Consider the following 19,889-nt stretch of genomic DNA (forward strand, 5'->3'; position numbering starts at 1 on the left):
CGGCCCGATGGCTGGATCGATCAGGCGAGCGCCGAGCCGGCCTTGTACGCCGTCCAGGACTGGTTCCAGTCGGTCCAGCCGTTGCCGGACTCCATACCCCGGGTGGTGCCGGTGACGATGACAGGGTCGCCGCGCAGCGTCTGCGCGAAGTACCACGCGCCGTCCTTGAGGCTCATGCCGACGCAGCCATGGCTGACGTTCTCAGTGCCCTGGCTGCCGCTCGACCACGGAGCGCCGTGGATGAACTCGCCGGAGCTGGTCACCCGCTGGGCGTACTGGACGTCGTGGATGTCGTAGTACTCGGGGTCGCCGGGCTGAATGCCGACGGTGCGGGCGTCCATCCGCTTGGTCCGGTACTTCTCCATGATCACCTTCACCCCGCTGCGGGTGGTGAAGCCGTCCTTGCCGGCGGTGATCGGGATGGTCCGGGCGAGCTTGCCGTTGATGGTCACGGTCATCGTGTGCTTCTTCACGTCGACCTTGCTGACCACCGACTTGCCGATCGCGAAGTTGATCTGCCGGCTCGCCGAGCCCCACACGCCGTTGCCCGCGTTCACGCCCTGGGTGGCGATGTTCACGGTGATCTTGGTGCCGGCCGGCCAGTAGTCCTTCGGCCGGTAGTTGACCTGCTTGCTGCTCACCCAGTGCCAGCTGCCCTCGACCGGGACCGAGGTCTTCACCGACAGCCGCTTCTCGACCGCGGCGCGGTCCTTGACCGGGTTGTTCCAGTAGATCTGGACCGGCATCGCGACACCGACCGTCTCGCCGTTCAGCGGCGCCACTGACGCCTTCAGCCGGGCACTCGCGGCCAGCGTCTTGAACGTCGAGCTGATCTGCACGGTCTTGCCGTCGCTGCCCTGCGCGGAGCCGGACACGGTGTACGTCGTGCTCGGCTTCAGCTGCGGCAGCGAGGTCCACTCCGACTTGGCGTCGTTGAACGTCCCGCTGACCTTGCCGCCGTCGCCGTCGCGAACAGTGATGTCCGTGAGCGTTCCGGAACTGGTGACCACCTTCACCGGCTGGTCCGGCCGGACCGCGGACGCGTTTTTCGCCGGGGTCACGGTCACGGTCGCCGCGGCCGGATCGGCCGACGGGCTGTTGCTCGTGGTGGTACTGGCCCCCGGGGTGGTCGACGCGCCGGGCGTCGAGCTGCTCTGGGAGCCTCCGGCGGGTGGGTTGCCGGCCTCGGAGTCACTGCATCCCGCGGCGACCACCAGCATCGCGCAGATCCCCGCCACGGCCAGGCCGCGCTTGCGCACCGAACTACCCAACACCCTGTTTTCTCCCCTGAATTCCGTCCACCGCCGCGGCAAGCCTAGCTCGCGCCCCCGTCGGCCCCAACGCACCGGATCGTCACCAGCACGGCGGGCCACCGGGCCCGCAGTACTGATGACGATCGGTACGGCGAAATAGTTCGGTTGTCCCGGCCCCGGAGAGCCGGTGTCACGCACGGTCAGTGCGCGTGGTCACCACGGTAGTACTCGAAGATGAAGCCGGACAGCGCGATGATGCCGAGTCCGCAGCCGATGATGAACAGCCACCAGCCGAACACCAGGCCGAGCACGACCACCGACAGCGTCGCGGCACACCACAGCGGCCACCACGAGTACGGCGGGAAGAAGCCCAGCTCACCGGCGCCCTCGGCGATCTCGGCTTCCTTGCGGTCCTCCGGCCGGGGGTCCATCCGGCGGGCGGTGATGCTCAGGTAGAACGCCACCAGCAGCGACAGGAAGAACGTCATCACCAGCGCGGTCGTACCGGTCGGGTCTTCCGACATGATCCAGTAGATCGGGGTGACGATCAGGACGAACAGCGTCAGGATGCCGAAGACCCAGGCCTCGACCTTCATGCCTTACCCTCTCCGTTCCCGGTCGTGCCGGTGCCCGCGTCGATGTTGCGTTCCAGGTTCTCGACCCGGCCCTGGTCCTCGCCGGCGTCGAGCAGGTTGTCCCGCGGCGCCCCACTGTCGCCGTACTCCGACAGGGCGATGTCCGGGTGGTGCAGGTCGAACGCCGGGCTCTCGGACCGGATCCGCGGCAGCCGCAGGAAGTTGTGCCGCGGCGGCGGCGAGCTGGTCGCCCACTCCAGCGAGCGGCCCCATCCCCACGGGTCGTCGACGCCGACCAGCGGCGCCTTGCGCGACTTGTAGACGTTGTAGAAGAACGGCAGCATCGACAGGCCGAGCACGAAGGCACCGATGCTGGAGACCTCGTTCAGCGTGGTGAAGCCCTCGTTCGCGCCGTACGACGCGTAGCGCCGCGGCATGCCCTCGACGCCCAGCCAGTGCTGCACCAGGAACGTGGTGTGGAAGCCGATGAACAGCAGCCAGAAGTGCAGCTTGCCGAGCTTCTCGTCGAGCATCCGGCCGGTCATCTTCGGCCACCAGAAGTAGAACCCGGCGAACATCGCGAACACCACCGTGCCGAACACCACGTAGTGGAAGTGCGCCACCACGAAGTACGAGTCCGACAGCTGGTAGTCCAGCGCCGGCGAGGCCAGGATGACGCCGGTCAGACCGCCGAACAGGAACGTCGTCAGGAAGCCGATCGACCACAGCATCGGGGTGTCGAACGACACCGAGCCGCCCCACATCGTGCCGATCCAGTTGAAGAACTTCACGCCGGTCGGTACGGCGATCAGGAACGTCATGAACGAGAAGAACGGCAGGTTCACCGCTCCGGTGACGAACATGTGGTGCGCCCAGACCGCCACCGACAGCACGGCGATCCACAGCGTCGCGCCGACCAGGCCGATGTAGCCGAAGACCGGCTTGCGGCTGAACACCGGCAGGATCTCGGTGATGATGCCGAAGAACGGCAGCGCGATGATGTAGACCTCGGGATGGCCGAAGAACCAGAACAGGTGCTGCCACAGCAGTGGACCGCCGTTGGCGGCGTCGAAGACGTGAGCCCCCAAGGCTCGATCCGCCTCCAGCATCAGCAGCGCGCCGGCCAGGATCGGGAACGCGATCAGCACCAGGATCGAGGTCACCAGGATGTTCCAGGTGAAGATCGGCATCCGGAACATCGTCATGCCCGGAGCGCGCATGGTGATGATCGTGGTGACGAAGTTGACCGCACCCAGGATCGTGCCCAGACCGGCCAGGTACAGACCCATGATCCACAGGTCACCGCCGACGCCCGGCGAACGGACCGCGTTCGACAGCGGGGCGTAGGCGAACCAGCCGAAGTCGGCCGCGCCGCCCGGGGTGAAGAAGCCGCTGATCGTGATCGTGCCGCCGAACAGGAACAGCCAGTAGCTGAACATGTTCAGCCGCGGGAACGCGACGTCGGGGGCGCCGATCTGGATCGGCATGATCACGTTGGCGAAGCCGACGAACAGCGGTGTCGCGAACAGCAGCAGCATGATCGTGCCGTGCATCGTGAACAGCTGGTTGTAGACCTCTTCGTTCACGATCTGCAGGCCCGGCTTGGCCAGCTCGGCGCGGATCAGCAGCGCCATCACGCCGCCGATCAGGAAGAAGACGAACGAGGTGATCAGGTACAGGTGACCGATCAGCTTGTGGTCGGTGGTGGTCAGCCACTTGACCGCGATCTGGCCCTTGCTGCGCCGCCTCGGCAGCGCTGCCGCGGCCGCTGTGGCGCCGCTGCGCTCGGCGAAGTCGGTCACTTCTCGCCCTCCTGCTCCCCGGTGCCGGGAATGGTGGTTGCGTCCTGGCCACCGGTGGCGGCGCCGGTCTGGCCCTTGGCCGCCAGCTCACGCAGGTGCGCCTGGTACTCGTCGGCCGAGACCACGCGGACGGTGAAGACCATCCGGCTGTGGTAGAGGCCGCAGAGCTCGGCGCACTTGCCCGCGAAGGTGCCGGTCTTGGTCGGGGTCAGCTCGAACCGGTTCGTCCGGCCCGGGATGACGTCGAGCTTGAAGTAGAACGACGGCACCCAGAAGGAGTGGATCACGTCCGGCGAGGTCAGCTCGAACTCGACCGACTCGTTCACCGGAAGCACCAGCTCGGCCGGCTGGTCGAGCGTGCCGGTCTCCCAGACGCCCTGCTGCCCGTCGACGGTGTCCTTGTAGTTGAAGGTCCACTGCCACTGCTGGCCGACCACGTTGATCCGGTGCGCGGAGTTGCCGGAGTTCGCGGTGACCTGGTTGCCGTTCTCGACGGTGTAGAAGAACAGCACACCGATGATCGCGAACGGCGCCAGCGTGTAGAGCACCTCGAGCGGCAGGTTGTAGCGCGTCTGCCGCGGGGCGTCCTCGCTGCGCCGGCGGTACCGGACCACGGCGAACAGGATCAGGCCCCACACCATCACACCGATGATCAGGGCGGCGATCCACGCCCCGATCCACAGGCTTCTGACTGCCTCGGTCCGGTCCGAAGCACCCTCCGGCAGTCCAAGTCGTTTCCACTGCGCGTTGGTCTCGGCCGAGCAGCCGGTCAGCATCAACGTGCTGACCACTACCACTGCCGGGACCAGCAGGCGTCGCTTCGCCGGACGTGCGGCGGCGCGGGTCTGCTGACCCGCCGCTCGCGCGACCACTCCGGACGTGCCGTTCGAACCCACGGGGCGCCTTTCCCTTCCCAGGTGAGACTGACGACAGAACACTACTGGACTGCCTCTGCCGTTCTGCGCATAGGTAGGGCTTAGCGTTTCCCGTGTGAGCAACCGTGCATATCTGGACGCCGCAAGTGCCGAGGAACTGCACCCTGCCGCGCGGGAGGTGTTGCTGCAGGCACTCGATTCCGGGTGGGCGGATCCGGCCCGGTTGCACCACGAGGGACGGACCGCGCGGCTGCTGCTGGACAACGCCCGGGCGGTGCTCGCCGAAGGCCTCGGCGTACGGGCTGACGAGCTGTATCTGACGACGTCCGGGACGGCCGCGATCCATACCGGTCTACCCGCGGTGGCGGCGGCCCGGCGACGGATCGGGACGACCGTGGTGCATTCCGCGGTCGAGCATTCGGCCGTGCTGCACGCTGCGGCATCAGCCGGTACGCCGTACGAGGTGGGCGTCGACCAGTCGGGTCGCGTGGATGCCGAGGCGTTCGCGGCCCAGATCCGGCAACCGGGAGTAGCGGTCGCCGCGGTGCAGACGGCGAATCACGAGGTCGGCACGCGCCAGCCGGTGACGGAGCTCGGCGAGGTGGCGGCCGCCGCGGGCGTCCCCTTGTTCGTGGACGCCGCCGCGACGGTCGGCCACGAGGAGATCCCTGGCGGCTGGTCGGTCCTGACCGCCAGCGCGCACAAGTGGGGTGGTCCCGCCGGGGTCGGCCTGCTCGCCGTACGGAAGGGCACGCGGCTGGCGCCGGCCTGGCCGGTGGACGAGCGCGAGGACGGCCTCTCCCCCGGCCATCCGAACGTCCCCGCCGCGCTGGCCGCCGCAGCCGCGCTGCAGGCGCGCCTGACGGAGGCCGAGGAGCTCGGCAAGCAGCACCGCGCCTGGATCGCCGAGCTGCGGACCCGGGTCGCCGCCGAAATCACGGACGTCGAGGTGGTCGGTGACCCGGAGGATCGGCTCCCTCACGTCCTGACCTTCTCTTGCCTGTACGTCGACGGCGAGGCCCTCGTCACCGCCTTGGACGCCGAGGGCTTCTCGGTCTCCAGCGGATCAGCCTGTACGGCGAGCACGCTGCGCCCGTCGCACGTGCTGGCCGCGATGGGCGTTCTGACCCACGGCAACGTCCGGGTCTCCCTCGGTCGCACCAGCACGTACGACGACGTGGACCGCTTCGCGCGGGTGCTGCCCGGTCTGGTCCAGCGGATCCGTGCGGAGGTGGGGATGTGACGACGCTCGACTGCCGCGGCATGCTCTGCCCGCTCCCGGTGATCAAGCTCGCCCAGGCGTTCCCGGAGCTGGCCGTCGGGGAGACCATCGCGGTGCTCGCCGACGATCCGGCCGCCGCGACCGACATCCCCGCGTGGTGCCGGATGCGCGCCCAGGAGCTGGTCTCCGCCGACGACGGCCGGTACGTCGTCCGCAAGCTGAGCTAAAACCGTTGGCGCCCGGCAACCCGAGCAGCTCAAGCTACCGATCGTGACCGATTTCTCGTACAAGCCGACTCTGACCGGTGAGCTCGTTGTCCTCCGGCCGCTCGGGGAGCAGGACTTCCCGATGATGAAGGCCGCGATGGACGACCCCGAGGTGGCCAAGCTGACCGGGAGCCACGGCACGATCAGCGACGAGAAGGCGCTCGAGTGGCTGCGGACCCGCAAGGACCAGCCGGACCGGCTCGACCTGGCGATCGTCGACAAGGCCAGTGGTGAGGCGGTCGGCGAAGTGGTGCTCAACGAGTACGACCCCGACAACCGCTCCTGCAACTTCCGGATCCTGATCGGCCCGGCCGGCCGCAACCGCGGGCTCGGCACCGAGGCGACCCGGCTGATCGTCGGCTACGGCATCGAGCGGCTCGGCCTGCACCGGATCAGCCTGGGCGTCTACGCGTTCAATCCGCGCGCCCAGCGGGCCTACGAGAAGGCCGGGTTCGTGGTCGAGGGCCGGCTGCGCGACGAGCTGTACTGGGACGGCGAGTGGGTCGACTCGATCGTGATGTCGGTGCTCGAGACGGAGTGGCCGGTAAGTTCGCCGATGTGACCGAACGATTCGCCGTACTGACCGGGGCCGGGATCTCGACGGCGTCCGGCATTCCCGACTTCCGTGGGCCGCAGGGACTGTGGACCAAGGACCCGGCCGCGCAGGCGATGTTCGACATCGACGAGTACGTCGCGTCGAGCGCGGTCCGGGCCGCCGCCTGGAAGCACCGGCTCGCCGCCCCGATCTGGACGGCCGAGCCGAACGCCGCCCACCGGGCGCTGGCCGATCTGGAGCGTCAGGGCCGGCTGACCGCGCTGATCACCCAGAACATCGACGGCCTGCACCAGAAGGCCGGATCGACCAACGTGCTGGAGCTGCACGGCACGGCCTGGTTCGTCGACTGCCTCGACTGCCACCGCCGGATCCCGATGGCCGAGCTGCTGCCCCGGCTTGACGCCGGCGAGGAGGACCCGGCGTGCCTGGTCTGCGGCGGGATCCTGAAGTCCGCGACGGTGTCCTTCGGCCAGTCCCTCGACGAGCAGGTGCTCGACGCCGCCGTCGCCGCGACGAAGACCTGCGACACCTTCCTGGCCGTCGGCACCTCGCTGCAGGTCTATCCCGCCGCGGGGCTGTGCGACGTGGCCCTGACGGCGGGCAAACGGCTGGTCATCGTGAACGCCGAGCCCACGCCGTACGACGAGCAGGCCGACCAGATCCTGCGCACCCCGATCGAGAGCACGCTGCCCGAACTGCTCGCGTCGTGACCTGAGCGCGACCTTCGAGGCCTTCCCCCACCCGGAGTCGCGGGCTAGCGTCCCGGGCAGATTGTTCTGTCTTGGGAGGGGAACCCGCGATGCTCAGGTTCGTCATGCGCCGTGCCCGCCTGCTGGCCGGAGCGACCGCGGTCGCCGTGGCCGCGGTCGGGCTCGGTACGCCGTCCGCCGCACCCGCCGCCACGTCCGCCGAGCGAGTGATCACGCTCGCCGGGTCGCTGCAGAACGAGCTCGGCTGTGCCGGCGACTGGGACCCGGGCTGCGCCGCGACCACGCTCGGCACAGCAGCGCCGTACGGGAAGGTCTTCGAGGTGCCGGCCGGCTCGTACGAGTACAAGGTCACCGTCAACGGCGGCTGGGACGAGAACTACGGTGCCGGCGGCGTGCTGAACGGCGCGAACATCCCGCTGACGCTCGAAGGCCCGGCCAAGCTGCGGTTCAGCTACGACGACACCACGCACGTGGTCAGCGTCGCGCCGGTGGACGTGGCCGGCCCGACGCCGACTCGGGCCGACAAGGCGCTGGCGAGCCCGAGCCTGCGGCAGGACCTGACCAAGGAACGGTTCTACTTCCTGATGGCGGACCGGTTCGCCAACGGCGACAGGTCGAACGACGCCGGCGGCCTGACCGGTGACCGGCTGACCACCGGGCTCGACCCGGCCGACAAGGGCTTCTACCACGGCGGCGACCTGGCCGGCGTGATCCAGAAGCTGGACTACATCAAGTCCCTCGGGACGACGAGCATCTGGCTGACGCCGTCGTTCAAGAACCGGCCGGTGCAGGGCTCCGGCGCGGACGTCAGCGCCGGGTACCACGGCTACTGGATCACCGACTTCACCCAGATCGATCCACATCTGGGCACGAACGCGGACATGCAGAAGCTGATCCAGCTCGCCCACGGCAAGGGCATGAAGGTCTTCTTCGACATCATCACCAACCACACCGCCGACGTGATCGCCTACCAGTCCGGCCAGTACGGCTACGTGCCGAAGAGCACCTCGCCGTACAAGGACGCCGCCGGGAACGTCTTCGACGACAAGCAGTACGCCGGCGGCGACACCTTCCCGCCGCTGGACAGGAACGTCAGCTTTCCCAACGTCCCGGTCTTCCGGACCCCGGCCGACGAAACCGTCAAGGTGCCGAACTGGCTGAACGACCCGACGCTCTACCACAACCGCGGCGACTCGACCTTCGCCGGGGAGTCGGCCGAGTACGGCGACTTCGTCGGCCTGGACGACCTGTTCACCGAGCAGCCGAAGGTCCGCGACGGCATGATCGACGTCTACAAGGCGTGGGCCGAGATGGGCATCGACGGATTCCGGATCGACACCGTCAAGCACGTGAACCTGGAGTTCTGGCAGAAGTTCTCGCCGGAGGTCCTGAAGGCCGCGAAGGCCAAGGGGTCGAAGGACTTCTTCATGTTCGGCGAGGTGTTCGATGCCGACCCGCGGTTCATGTCCACCTACACCACCGCCGGCGCGCTGCAGGCCACGCTGGACTTCGGCTTCCAGCAGAACGCGGTCGCTTTCGCCAAGGGCGACCCGAGCACCAAGCTGCGCGACTTCTACGCAGGCGACGACTACTACACCGACGCCGACTCGAACGCCTACCAACTGCCGACGTTCCTCGGCAACCACGACATGGGCCGGGTCGGCACGTTCCTCAAGCAGGCCGGGGCATCCGGTCAGGAACTGCTGCAGCGCGACAAGCTCGCGCACTCGCTGATGTTCCTGACCCGCGGCCAGCCGGTGATCTACTACGGCGACGAGCAGGGCTTCACCGGTGCCGGCGGTGACAAGGACGCGCGCCAGGACATGTTCGCGACCAAGACCAGCGAGTACGCCGACGACGAGGTGGTCGACGGCACCGGGACCTCGACGATCGGCAGCAAGGACTCGTTCAACGTCAACGCGCCGATGTACCGGCACATCGCCGGGCTGCAGAAGCTGCGGGCGAAGTACCCGGCCCTGGCCGACGGCACCCAGATCCACCGGTACTCGTCGAACACCGGCGGCCTGTACGCGTTCAGCCGGCTCGGCGCGGACAAGGTCGAGTACCTGGTCGTCTCGAACAACTCGACCACCGCCAAGACCGCGACGATCCCGACGTACGGGTCGAAGGTCTTCCGGCCGGTGTACGGCGGTTCGAAGTCCTTCGTCACCGACCGGGAAGGCCGGGCGCAGCTCACCCAGCCGCCGTTGTCGGTGACCGTCTACCAGGCGCTCTCCAAGGTCCCGTCCCGGTCCAAGGCGCCCGCGGTCTTCATGAGCTCGCCGGAGCCCGGCGCGACCGTCGGCGGCCGCGCGGAGATCGCCGCGGCCGTGCCGGCGAACACGCCGGTCACCGTCACCTTCGGCGTCCGCCCGGTCGGTACGACGGCCTGGCAGCGGCTCGGGTCGGACGACAACGCGCCGTACCGGGTCTTCCACGACGTCTCGAAGCTTGCCAAGGGCACCCTCCTGGAATACCGCGCCGTCCTGAAGGATGTGTCCGGCAACTACTCGGTCTCCAGCTCGTACGGCGTGGTCGGCGACCCGCCGGCGCCCGGCGGAGGCGGTGGCGGCGGGACGGGTCCGGTCACCCAGCCGGCCAACGTCAGCGTGCCCGGCGACCACAACAGCGAGATGGGCTGCCCGGCGGACTGGTCGCCGGACTGCGAGCAGGCTCAGCTGACGCTCGACCCGAAGGACAAGGTCTGGAAGGGCACGTACTCGATCCCCGCGGGTGAGCACGCGTACAAGGCGGCGATCAACAAGACCTGGGACGAGAACTACGGGGCCGGCGGCAACCTCAATGGCGCGAACATCTCCTACACCGCGCCCGCGACGCCGACCACGTTCTACTACGAGCACGGCCGGCACTTCGTCACCTCGGACGCGCAGGGGCCGATCGTCACCGTGCCGGGCTCGTTCCAGTCCGAGCTGGGCTGCCCGGCCGACTGGTCACCGGACTGCATGCGACCCTGGTTGACCGACCAGGACGGCGACGGCACGTTCACCTGGTCGACGAGCGAGTTGGGAGCGGGCAGTTATGAGGCGAAGGTCGCGCACGGTCTGTCCTGGGACGAGAGCTACGGCGCGGGCGGCAGCCCGACCGGTGCCAACATCCCGATCACCGTTCCCGGGGACGGGCTGGTCGTCACGTTCTCGTACGCACTCGCGACCCATCAGCTGACCGTGACGACCTCCAAGCCCGGGGCACAGCCCGATCTGAAGCAGGCCAAGGCGTACTGGTTGGCCAAGGACGTGCTCGCCGTACCGCCGGTCGCTCACCCGGAGCGGTCGCGGTGGCGGCTGCACTGGTCGCCGACCGGCTCGCTCGCGGTCGACGCGGACGACATCGGCGGCTCGTCGGCCGGTCTGCGGGTGGATCCGGCGGGTCTGCCGGCGAAGGTGCTGGCCAAGTTCCCGGCGCTGAAGGGGTACACCGCGTTGCGGCTCGACGGTGCCGATGCGCGCAAGATCCTGACCGGGCAGCTCGGCCTCGCCCAGTACGACGACGCCGGGCGGCTGCTCGACGCGACCGGGGTGCAGATCCCCGGCGTACTGGATGACCTGTACGGCGCGGCGGCCGGTCGCTCGTACGGCGTGACGTGGCACGGCGGGGTCCCGCGGTTCACCCTGTGGGCGCCGACCGCGCAGAACGTGGCTCTGCTGGTCGGCTCGCAGCGAGTGGCCATGCGGCGCAACGCCGACGGCTCGTGGACCGCGGACGGGCGACGGGCGTGGTCCGGGGCGCGGTACCGGTACGAGGTGAAGGTGTTCGCGCCGAGCACCGGGAAGGTGGAGACGAACCTTGTCACCGACCCGTACTCGGTCGCGCTGACCACCGACTCGACGTACTCGGTGGCGGTGGATCTCGACGACCCGGCCGGAAAGCCGGCGCTCTGGGCGAAGACGCCGGCGCCGAAGCTCGCGCGTTCGGTGGACTCGACGATCTACGAGCTGCACGTGCGGGACTTCTCGATCAACGACACCACTGTGCCGGCAGCGCATCGCGGCACGTACCTGGCGTTCGCGGACGAGGGCGCCGGGACCAAGCACCTGCGCAAGCTGGCGCAGGCCGGGCTGAACACGGTCCACCTGCTGCCGACGTTCGACATCGCCTCGATCCCGGAGGGCGCGCAGGAGAAGCCCGCCTGCGATCTGAAGGCGCTGCCGCCGGACTCGGAGCAGCAGCAGGCGTGCGTCGCCGCTGTGGCGGCCAAGGACGGCTTCAACTGGGGCTACGACCCGTACCACTGGCTCGCGCCGGAGGGTTCGTACGCCGTACAGAAGGACGGGCTGAGCCGGGTCGCGGAGTTCCGGACGATGGTCGGCGGCCTGCACAAGTCCGGCCTGCGGATCGTGCTCGACCAGGTCTACAACCACACGCCGGCCGCCGGTCAGGCGCCGACCTCGGTGCTCGACAAGGTGGTCCCCGGCTACTACCAGCGGCTGAACGCGTCGGGCGCCGTCGAGACCTCGACGTGCTGCAGCAACATCGCGACCGAGCACACGATGGCCGAGAAGATCATGGTCGACAGCACGGTCTCGTGGGCCCGCAACTACCGGGTCGACGGGTTCCGGTTCGACCTGATGGGGCATCACAGCAAGGCGAACATGCTGAAGGTCCGCGCGGCACTCGACCAGCTGACGCCCGCCCGGGACGGCGTCGACGGCAAGAAGGTGTTCCTGTACGGCGAGGGCTGGAACTTCGGCGAGGTCGCGAACGACGCGCTGTTCGAGCAGGCCCGGCAGGGCAACCTCGGCGGCACCGGGATCGCGACGTTCTCGGACCGGCTGCGGGACGGCGTCCGGGGCGGTGGGCCGTTCGACGAGGATCCGCGGGTACAGGGCTTCGGCTCGGGCGCGGCGAGCGACCCGAACGGTGCCCCGGTCAACGGTTCGCCCGCCGATCAGGCGAAGCGGCTGGCGCACGACACCGACCTGGTCCAGCTGGGACTGGCAGGCAACCTCCGGGCGTACTCGTTCCGGTCGGCGGAGAGCGGGGCCGTCGTACGGGGTGACGGGGTGGACTACAACGGATCCCCGGCGGGGTACGCCGACCAGCCGGACGAGGTGATCACCTACGTCGATGCCCATGACAACGAAACCTTGTGGGACTCGCTCACCTTCAAGCTGCCGGCGACACTGCCGATGGCCGACCGGGTGCGGATGAACACGCTGTCGCTGGCCACGACCGCGCTGGCGCAGACGCCGTCGTTCTGGCACGCAGGCACGGATCTGCTGCGCAGCAAGTCGCTGGATCGCAACTCGTACGACTCGGGTGACTGGTTCAACCTGCTGGACTGGACGGGTGCGGACAACGGCTTCGGGCACGGGCTGCCGCCCAAGCCGGACAACGAGGCGAAGTGGTCGTACATGAAGCCGCTGCTCGCCAATCCGGCTCTGAAACCGACGGCCGGCGACGTGGCAACGGCTTCCGCGGCGGCCGCCGATCTGCTCGAGCTGCGCTTCTCCACTCCCCTGTTCCGGCTGGGTTCGGCGGAGCTGATCAACCAGAAGCTGAGCTTCCCGTTGAGCGGCACCCCGGCGGCCGTCCCAGGAGTCGTGACCATGCGCATCGACGACTCCGTCGGACCGAACGTCGACCCGGCGCTCAAGGGCGTCGTGGTGGTCTTCAACAGCACAGGGTCGACCGTCACCCAGCAGGTCCCGGGCCTGACCGGCGCCAACCTGTCGCTGTCACCTGTGCAGCTCAACGGCTCGGACCCGGTCGTCAAACAGACGACCTGGACAGCCGCGACCGGCACGGTGTCGGTCCCGGCGCGCACGATCGCGGTGCTGGTCCAGCGCTGAGCCGTACCTGCACCACTCACCAACCCCGGGCCCGGCGCCGACGGCACGCCTCACGGCTGTCGGCGACCGGGTCTGGCGGGAGGTTGGTGAGTGGTGCACGTCCGCGTCACCGCACGGCGCCACGCCTGGACCACTCGGCCAGGGCGGTCACCCGCCGGCGACCCGGCGGACGGTCCTCCGTCAGTTGCCCGGGATCCGGACGACCAGCGCCGACGGGTCGACCTCGGCGCTGAGCGTGCGGCCGTCCTCGATCGTGTCGCCGTCGAGCTGGCGGCCGACCACCCTGGACGCGCGGACCTGAATGCGCTCGCCGGTGAACCGGTCGATGTGGCTCTCCCGCAACCGCTTGATCAGCAGGCTGAGCGCGAGCCGGGGCCACTGGCCGACCCGGCGCGGTGCCAGGACGACGGCGTCGATCCGGCCGTCGTCGGGCGACGCGTCGGGCAGCAGCGGGATGTTCGCCTGCAGGGTGCCGACGTTGCCGATCACCACCGTGCGGGCCCGGCGCCGGACCGGCGGCTGGTCGTCGACGGTGATCTCGACCCGGATGAACGGGTGGTTGAGGTTCTTCACCGCCGAGATCACGTACGCCGCCCAGCCGACCTTGGCCTTCAGCTCCGGCCGGGCGTCGGCGATGATCGCGGCGTCCAGGCCGAGCCCGGCCATCACCACGAACCGGTCCGTGTCGAGCTGGTCGCCCGTGATCATCACGCTGTCGATCCGCTTCTCGGAGCCGTCCAGCAGCTCCGCCAGCGCGACGTCGAGGTCGAGCGTGATCCCGAGGTTGCGGGCCAGCAGATTGCCGGTGCCGGCGGGCAGGATGGCGACCGGGATGTTGGTCCGCGCCAGTTCGGCGCAGACCACCCGGACCGTCCCGTCGCCGCCGGCCACCACGACCAGGTCCGCGGTCTCCTCGATCGCCCGGTGTGCCATCGCGTAGCCGGCGTCGTCGACGGTGGTCTCCAGCCAGAGCGAGTCGTCGTACCCCCGCTCGGACAGCGCGGCGTCGACCTTGGCGCGGAACTCGTCGGCGTCCGGCACCTTGATCGGGTTCAGGATCACCGCGGCCCGCGGTCGGCCAGTCGGTTCTGGCTGGTCGTGGGTTTCAGGGTTCACCGGGTGCCTGTCCGTTCGGGAGTCGTACTGGGAGGGAGCAGCATTCCACGCTGTGCCCCGGAAACCCAGTTGTACTCGCCCGGCGCTCAGACCGGCCGGTAGACGGTGTGCAGCACGCCGGTCGAGAACGTCGTGGCGGAGACCAGCTCGAGCGGCACGGTCTCGCCCTCGTCGAACAGGCGGGCTCCGTGACCGACGGCGATCGGGTGGACCAACAGGTGCAGTTCGTCGAGCACCTTGGCCCGCAGCAGCGACCGAACCAGCGTGGAGGACCCGACGACGCTGATGTCCTTGCCCGGGCTGTCCTTCAGCGCCGTCAGGGACTCGAGCGGGTCGCCCTCGACCAGCGTCGAGTTCTGCCAGTGGTCGACGCTGTCGAGGGTGGTGGACACGACCAGCTTCGGCGTGTTGTTCATCTGCGCCGCCATTTCGTCGGTCGACGAGGGCCAGTACGACGCGAACTCCTCGAACGTCCGGCGGCCGAGCAGCATGGTGTCGGCACTGGCGCTCAACGCGCCGACCGCCGCGCCCATCTCGTCGTTGAAGTACGGGAAGTGCCAGGTGTCGGGGGCCTGCGTGACGCCGTCGAGGGAGATGAACAGGCCGGCCACGATCTTGCGCATGAGGGTGCTCCTTGGTCTTGGGCTGGACTTGCTTCTGCCCGTGCGTCGACCGGGCCGGAACGGAATCGACATCGGTGCCGGAAACTTTTTCCGGCCGGGCGTCTCACCGGCGAAGAAGGCGGATGAGTTTGTCGGTGCCGAGGGCTAGCGTGCTGTCGGTGACCAACCTTCCGCGCAGTACGCCAGAAGCTCAGGGACTGTCCAGCGCCGGGCTGGAGGGGTTCGTCTCCGCGCTGGACGCCTCCGGCCAGGGGATCCAGACCATGATCTTGGTGCGCCACGGGCATGTGGTGCTCGAGCGCGAGTGGTCGCCGTACCGGCTGAGCGACCGGCACCTGCTGTTCTCGGTGTCGAAGAGCTTCACCTCGATGGGGGTCGGGCTGGCGGTCGAGGCCGGGCTGCTGTCGGTGGACGACAAGGTGGTCTCGTTCTTCTCCGGTGACGACCTGCCGGACAAGATCAGCGACAACCTGGCCGCGATGGAGGTCCGGCACCTGCTGACGATGTCGACCGGGCACGACGCCGACACCGTCGACCGGCTGGGCCGGACCGGGCGGATGGTGCAGGGCTTCTTCCAGCTCGACGTGGAGAACGCCCCGGGTGCGCCGTTCGTCTACAACAGCGGCGCGACGTACATCCTGTCCGCGATCGTGCAGAAGGTGACCGGCGAGAAGCTGATCGACTACCTGCGGCCCCGGTTGTTCGAGCCGCTCGGTGCGACCGAGGCGATCTGGGAGACCTCGGACGAGGGCATCAACATGGGCGGCTGGGGACTGAGTCTCAACACCCACTCGCTGGCCAACTTCGGGCAGCTCCTGCTGCAGCGCGGCGTCTGGAACGGCGAGCAGCTCGTGCCCGCGGAGTGGATCGACGCGGCGACGTCGGCGCAGGTCGACAACAGCGTGGAGTCGAACCCGGACTGGCAGCAGGGCTACGGGTACCAGTTCTGGCGCGGCCGGCACAACACCTACCGCGGCGACGGAGCCTTCGGTCAGTACTGCCTCGTGCTGCCCGACCACGACACGGCGCTGATCATCACCAGCGCGACCGCGGACATGCAGGCGACGCTCGATCTCGTCTGGGACCGGTTGCTTCCGGTTCTGAAAGGTGCGGGCGGCGCGGGCGGTGCGGGAGCGACCGGTGAGCTGAAGCTCTCGCCCCCGAGCGGCCCCTCCCCTGCGCCCGGCGACGGGCGGACCTACACGTTCCCGGCCAACGACGCGGGCATCTCGGCGATCCGGCTGGACCCCGACGGCACCGGCACCTTCACGTTCGTCGCCGCGCGGCCCTGGGAGACCGGCTCCCAGGAGATCGTCTTCGCGCCCGGGGACTGGAACGAGCAGTCCTACACCCTCACCGACCCGGTCCAGCGCATCGTCACCTCCGCCCACGGCGACGGCGAGACCTTCGTCGGGACCCTTCGCGTGCTCGAGACGCCGTTCGTGCTCACGCTGCGCTGCCGTCCGACGGGCGACCACCTGACGGTCGACGTCAGCTACAACGTGGGCTTCGGCACGACCGACCACACCATCGTCTCCGGGTAGCCCGCGATGACCACGCGGACCGAGCGGGACGTGCTCGACCGGATCGACGAGCAGCGACTGGTCGAGCTGACCCAATCGTTGCTGCGGGCAACCGGCGAGAATCCGCCGGGTGGGGAGGCGGCGACGGTCGCCGTCCTGGCGGCCGCGGCGGCCGAGCTCGGCCTCGACGTCGTCGAAACCCCCGTCGAACCCGGCCGCGGCAACCTCAGCATCACCCTGCCCGGCGGCGACGAGCCGGGACTGCTCCTGCTCGGCCACACCGACGTCGTACCCGTTGGTGGCGGCTGGACCACCGACCCGTACGGCGGCGAGCTGATCGACGGGCGGATCCACGGCCGCGGCGCCTCGGACATGAAGGGGGGCCTGGCCGCGTCCCTCGCGGCGCTGGCCGCATTGCGAGGCGTCGGCCTGTCCGGTTCCGTCGAGCTCGCCGCGCTGGTCGACGAAGAGGAGACCGGCAAGGGCATCCGCGCGTACGTCGGTTCGGTGGACCGCGCGTTCCGTGGGTGCATCACGACCGAACCCACAGACCTGCAGACGATCATCGGCGCTCGCGGCGACTCCTACCTGCGGGTCGAGGTGCACGGGCGGGCCTGTCACGCGGGCAATCCGGCGGACGGAGCCAACGCGATCTACGGCGCAGCGGCCGTGGTGGCCGTAATCGAGCGGCTGCACGCGGAACTGGCGCGCGCGCCGCATCCACTGCTCGGCCCCGCGACGTGGAGTGTCGGGCAGATCAGCGGTGGCACCGGCGGCTCGATCGTGCCGGCGGAGTGTGTGCTGGTCGCCGACCGGCGGCTGCTGCCCGGCGAGTTGCCCGCAGCCGTGCTCGACGACCTCCGGGAGCGCGTCGCCGCACTCCACCTCGAGGACCGCGGCCTCAGCGTTGATCTCGCGATGCCGATGGAGATGCCCGCTTTCGAAACCCCCGCCGACGCCGACCTCGTGCGGATCACCGACACCGCACTCAGGGCGGCAGGCGGCCCGGGCCTTCCCCTCGGCGGCTGGACCGCGGCGTGCGATGGCGGGTACGTCGCCCGCGACCTCGGCGTACCGGTGGTCGTCCTGGGTCCTGGTTCGGTCACCACGCAGGCGCACCGCGCCGACGAGTCCGTCGCCGTCGACGAGCTGCTGACGGCCGCCCGCGCCTACACCCTGACCGCGCTACGCCTGCTCACTCCGGGAGCATGAAGTTCGCGCTCTGCACGTACTCCATCGCCGCGATGTACTTCGGGTCGGCCATCCGTTCGGCCATCTCCCCCTCGGACAGGTCCGCGACCCGGGTCTGGAGCCAGTAGAGGTTGCCGAACGGATCACGGACCCGTCCGACCACGTCGCCCCAGAACAGCTCGGTCACCTCGGTCACCGAGGTTCCCCCCGCGGCGACCGCCTGCCGGTGCGTCGCGTACGCGTCCTCGACGTACAGGCGCAGGAAGGCCGGGGTCGGGGGCCATTCGGGTCGCGCGTCGAACATCATCACCATCGCGTTCCCGATCCGCATCTCAGCGTGGCCGACCACGCCCTGGTCGTCGACCACCCGGCCGCAGTCCTCGGCGCCGAACGCCCTGGTCAGGTAGTCCATCAACGCGGTGGTGTCCGGCGAGATCATCCACGGTGTGACGGTCGTGTAGCCGGCGGGGATCGGGTTGACGGTCATCTCGGTGCCTTCCTGCTGCGGTTGCGGACAGCAAGAACGCTAGGGGTCGTAGTGGCCAGGAGCTGTCCTCTACTCCGGCCGGTTCGCACAGCCGGCAGGTTCAGCGGGCATTCTGGCGGCGGCGGGTCGGGGTGAGCACGAAAACCGTGGGAGTCGCGCCGGAGTACTTCAGCAGGCGGTCGCGGACCAGCTTCAGGCCGGGGGTCCGAGCGACGGCGTCCTTCAGCAGGCGCTTGTCCTCGGTCAGCAGGACGGCGCGACCGTCCGGTCGCAGGACCCGGGCGATCTCCTTCAGGGCGGCCGGATAGAGCTTCGCGTTGTCGCCGTGGCTGCCGACGAGTTTGCCGAACGGCAGGTTGGTCACCACCCGGTCGATGGTGCCGGAGGCAACGGCCAGCTTCTCCGCAGGACCGACCGACAGCTCGGCCCGGACGCCCGCGCGGGACAGGTTGGCGCGAGCGAGTTCGATCGCCTTCTCGTCACGGTCGGAGCCGATCAGGCGTCCGTAGGCGAACGGGTGCGCCGCCAGCAGGATGGTGCCGGTCCCGCAGAACGGGTCGAGCAGGTGGTGCTCGGTGCCGACCTTCGCCAGCCGAATCATCACCTCCGCGACCACCGGCTTGGTCGACCACGGGAGCCGGTCCAGCTGCGGGTAGTTGCGCGACCAGTGCAGCGGACCGATCTCGCCGAGCCAGCCGCCGGCCGGGTCAGCGACGAAGTTCACCGCCCAGTCCGAAGGGTCTTCGGCCCACCCGAGCTTGTCGACGAGCAGGTCCCACAACGCGCGCGCGTCCGGCGTACCGGGGGCGATCCGGAACCGCACCGGACCCTCGAGCGCGGACAGTACGCCGGACTCGGCCGAGCGCAGTACGGCGGCTGCATCCACGAGCTGGACGGCGGCGGTGATGTAGAGCCGCGTCTCGGACAAGGCTCGCAGCGGCCCGTCGACCCGGCAGGTGACCGCGCCGTCGGAGCGGCCGACGACGTCCAGTCCGGCGATCAGGTCCTCCGCACCGCCGACCGTGGTGAGCACGAGCTGATCCTGGACAGGACGATCCAACAGCAAGGTGACTCCCGAGATGAGCGCCGGAGACGGCAGCCACCGACCGTACCAGCTTGCTCGTGGTCGTCGCCGTTCTCAGTCCCGCGGCACCATCGACGCGAGGCCGGCGACGATCACCTGGGCGCCGAACTCGAACCGGTCGTCGCCGCTCGCGCCGGTCGTCATCGCCGCGGCCAGGGCGATCGTGAGCGGGAACCGCGCCGGGTCCAGCGAACCGAAGTACGACCGCAGCTGGTCGACGAAGACATCGAGATCCTCCGGTGCGACGCCGGCCGCGCCCTGCACACTCTCCTCGAACGCCGTCGCGGTGATGAACAGCGGAATCAGGTCGACCGCCCATGCCGCCGCCTGGTCCGGAACGCCGCCGGCCTTGAGAATCGCCAGCATCCGCTCGGTGGTCAGCAGGGCGTGCTCCCCCAGCGGCACCTGCCCGATCGCCGCGCGCGCCAGCCCGGGGTAGGCCCGCATCACCCGGAGGATCTCCCGCATCGCCGCCTTGAGCTGCTCCTGCCACTGCTCGGGATCGACGTCCGGCAGGTCCATCTCCGCCGCGGCGCGGTCGAGCATCAGCTGGTCGAGCTCCTTCTTGTTCGCCACGTGGGCGTAGAGCGAGGCCGGGCCGGTGCCGAGTGCCTGCGCGACCTTGCGCATCGAGACCGCCTCGTAGCCCTGCTCGACCAGCAGACGCAGCGCGGCGTCGACGATCCGCTCCCGCGTGAGCGGCTCCCGGGAGGCGCGGACCGGCTTGGCGGGACTGATCGGCTGCCACGGCGTCTGATTCACCCGTCCACTGTAGCGAACACCGTACTTGACACGA

At 69.4% G+C, this 19,889-nt stretch carries 16 protein-coding genes; 7 read left to right on the forward strand and 9 right to left on the reverse strand.

Annotated elements, in window-relative coordinates:
- Positions 1-20 precede the first annotated feature (20 nt).
- From BWI15_RS25225 to ctaC, 4 genes are all read right to left on the reverse strand, one after another.
- On the reverse strand, positions 21-1,259 hold the full coding sequence (locus tag BWI15_RS25225) for an Ig-like domain-containing protein (protein WP_237771451.1): 1,239 nt from the start codon (positions 1,257-1,259) through the stop codon (positions 21-23).
- Between the two features lie 194 nt (positions 1,260-1,453).
- Positions 1,454-1,849, reverse strand: coding sequence for a cytochrome c oxidase subunit 4 (locus BWI15_RS25230; RefSeq protein ID WP_077016909.1), 396 nt, complete (start codon positions 1,847-1,849; stop codon positions 1,454-1,456).
- Positions 1,846-3,582 carry an aa3-type cytochrome oxidase subunit I gene (gene ctaD, locus BWI15_RS25235; protein ID WP_237771480.1) on the reverse strand — a complete coding sequence of 579 codons (1,737 nt, stop codon included), beginning with the start codon at positions 3,580-3,582 and terminating at the stop codon, positions 1,846-1,848. The genes BWI15_RS25230 and ctaD overlap by 4 nt, the downstream gene beginning before the upstream one ends.
- Positions 3,583-3,626: 44 nt before the next feature.
- Complete coding sequence (gene ctaC, locus BWI15_RS25240) at positions 3,627-4,526, reverse strand: aa3-type cytochrome oxidase subunit II (protein ID WP_077016911.1); 900 nt, start codon at positions 4,524-4,526, stop codon at positions 3,627-3,629.
- Positions 4,527-4,620: 94 nt separating this feature from the next.
- Here ctaC and BWI15_RS25245 point away from each other — a divergent pair, with 94 nt between their 5' ends.
- From BWI15_RS25245 to pulA, 5 genes are all read left to right on the forward strand, one after another.
- Positions 4,621-5,748 (forward strand): cysteine desulfurase family protein, encoded by a 1,128-nt coding sequence (locus BWI15_RS25245; protein WP_077016912.1) that lies wholly within the window; start codon positions 4,621-4,623, stop codon positions 5,746-5,748.
- On the forward strand, positions 5,745-5,954 hold the full coding sequence (locus BWI15_RS25250) for a sulfurtransferase TusA family protein (RefSeq protein ID WP_077016913.1): 210 nt from the start codon (positions 5,745-5,747) through the stop codon (positions 5,952-5,954). Before BWI15_RS25245 ends, BWI15_RS25250 begins: the two co-directional genes overlap by 4 nt.
- 43 nt (positions 5,955-5,997) lie before the next feature.
- Entirely contained in the window at positions 5,998-6,555 is a 558-nt protein-coding gene (locus BWI15_RS25255) for a GNAT family N-acetyltransferase (protein ID WP_077016914.1), read from the forward strand.
- Positions 6,552-7,259 carry an SIR2 family NAD-dependent protein deacylase gene (locus BWI15_RS25260; protein ID WP_083751042.1) on the forward strand — a complete coding sequence of 236 codons (708 nt, stop codon included), beginning with the start codon at positions 6,552-6,554 and terminating at the stop codon, positions 7,257-7,259. The genes BWI15_RS25255 and BWI15_RS25260 overlap by 4 nt, the downstream gene beginning before the upstream one ends.
- A gap of 89 nt (positions 7,260-7,348) precedes the next feature.
- Positions 7,349-13,069 (forward strand): pullulanase-type alpha-1,6-glucosidase, encoded by a 5,721-nt coding sequence (gene pulA, locus BWI15_RS25265; protein ID WP_083750992.1) that lies wholly within the window; start codon positions 7,349-7,351, stop codon positions 13,067-13,069.
- Positions 13,070-13,249: 180 nt separating this feature from the next.
- Here the strand turns inward: pulA and BWI15_RS25270 are convergent, their stop codons facing one another.
- The gene (locus BWI15_RS25270; protein WP_077016916.1) at positions 13,250-14,185 is read right to left on the reverse strand and encodes a diacylglycerol/lipid kinase family protein; all 936 of its coding nucleotides are present in this window, start codon (positions 14,183-14,185) and stop codon (positions 13,250-13,252) included.
- A gap of 86 nt (positions 14,186-14,271) precedes the next feature.
- Positions 14,272-14,808, reverse strand: coding sequence for a dihydrofolate reductase family protein (locus BWI15_RS25275; protein WP_077016917.1), 537 nt, complete (start codon positions 14,806-14,808; stop codon positions 14,272-14,274).
- 158 nt (positions 14,809-14,966) lie between these two features.
- Between BWI15_RS25275 and BWI15_RS25280 the strand changes: the two genes are divergently transcribed.
- Positions 14,967-16,352 carry a serine hydrolase domain-containing protein gene (locus BWI15_RS25280; RefSeq protein ID WP_237771452.1) on the forward strand — a complete coding sequence of 462 codons (1,386 nt, stop codon included), beginning with the start codon at positions 14,967-14,969 and terminating at the stop codon, positions 16,350-16,352.
- A gap of 6 nt (positions 16,353-16,358) precedes the next feature.
- The gene (locus tag BWI15_RS25285) at positions 16,359-17,543 is read left to right on the forward strand and encodes a M20 family metallopeptidase (RefSeq protein ID WP_077016919.1); all 1,185 of its coding nucleotides are present in this window, start codon (positions 16,359-16,361) and stop codon (positions 17,541-17,543) included.
- Here BWI15_RS25285 and BWI15_RS25290 read toward each other — a convergent pair.
- The 3 genes from BWI15_RS25290 to BWI15_RS25300 form a co-directional block, all read right to left on the reverse strand.
- Positions 17,527-18,009 (reverse strand): VOC family protein, encoded by a 483-nt coding sequence (locus BWI15_RS25290; protein ID WP_077016920.1) that lies wholly within the window; start codon positions 18,007-18,009, stop codon positions 17,527-17,529. The two genes, BWI15_RS25285 and BWI15_RS25290, sit on opposite strands and share 17 nt — an antisense overlap.
- 100 nt (positions 18,010-18,109) lie before the next feature.
- Positions 18,110-19,042 carry a TRM11 family SAM-dependent methyltransferase gene (locus BWI15_RS25295; protein WP_083750993.1) on the reverse strand — a complete coding sequence of 311 codons (933 nt, stop codon included), beginning with the start codon at positions 19,040-19,042 and terminating at the stop codon, positions 18,110-18,112.
- Between the two features lie 105 nt (positions 19,043-19,147).
- A complete protein-coding gene (locus BWI15_RS25300; RefSeq protein ID WP_077016922.1) occupies positions 19,148-19,855 on the reverse strand; it encodes a TetR/AcrR family transcriptional regulator in 708 nt (235 codons plus the stop codon).
- Between the last annotated feature and the right edge of the window lie 34 nt (positions 19,856-19,889).

This window comes from Kribbella sp. ALI-6-A (assembly GCF_001984195.1).
Lineage (GTDB): Bacteria > Actinomycetota > Actinomycetes > Propionibacteriales > Kribbellaceae > Kribbella.

What these genes read in the sequence shown, in the direction of transcription:
- BWI15_RS25275 (WP_077016917.1), bottom strand. Translation starts at nt 14,808, where the DNA reads ATGCGCAAGATCGTGGCCGGCCTGTTCATCTCCCTCGACGGCGTCACG.
- BWI15_RS25285 (WP_077016919.1), top strand. Translation starts at nt 16,359, where the DNA reads ATGACCACGCGGACCGAGCGGGACGTGCTCGACCGGATCGACGAGCAG.
- BWI15_RS25230 (WP_077016909.1), bottom strand. Translation starts at nt 1,849, where the DNA reads ATGAAGGTCGAGGCCTGGGTCTTCGGCATCCTGACGCTGTTCGTCCTG.
- BWI15_RS25290 (WP_077016920.1), bottom strand. Translation starts at nt 18,009, where the DNA reads ATGACCGTCAACCCGATCCCCGCCGGCTACACGACCGTCACACCGTGG.
- pulA (WP_083750992.1), top strand. Translation starts at nt 7,349, where the DNA reads ATGCTCAGGTTCGTCATGCGCCGTGCCCGCCTGCTGGCCGGAGCGACC.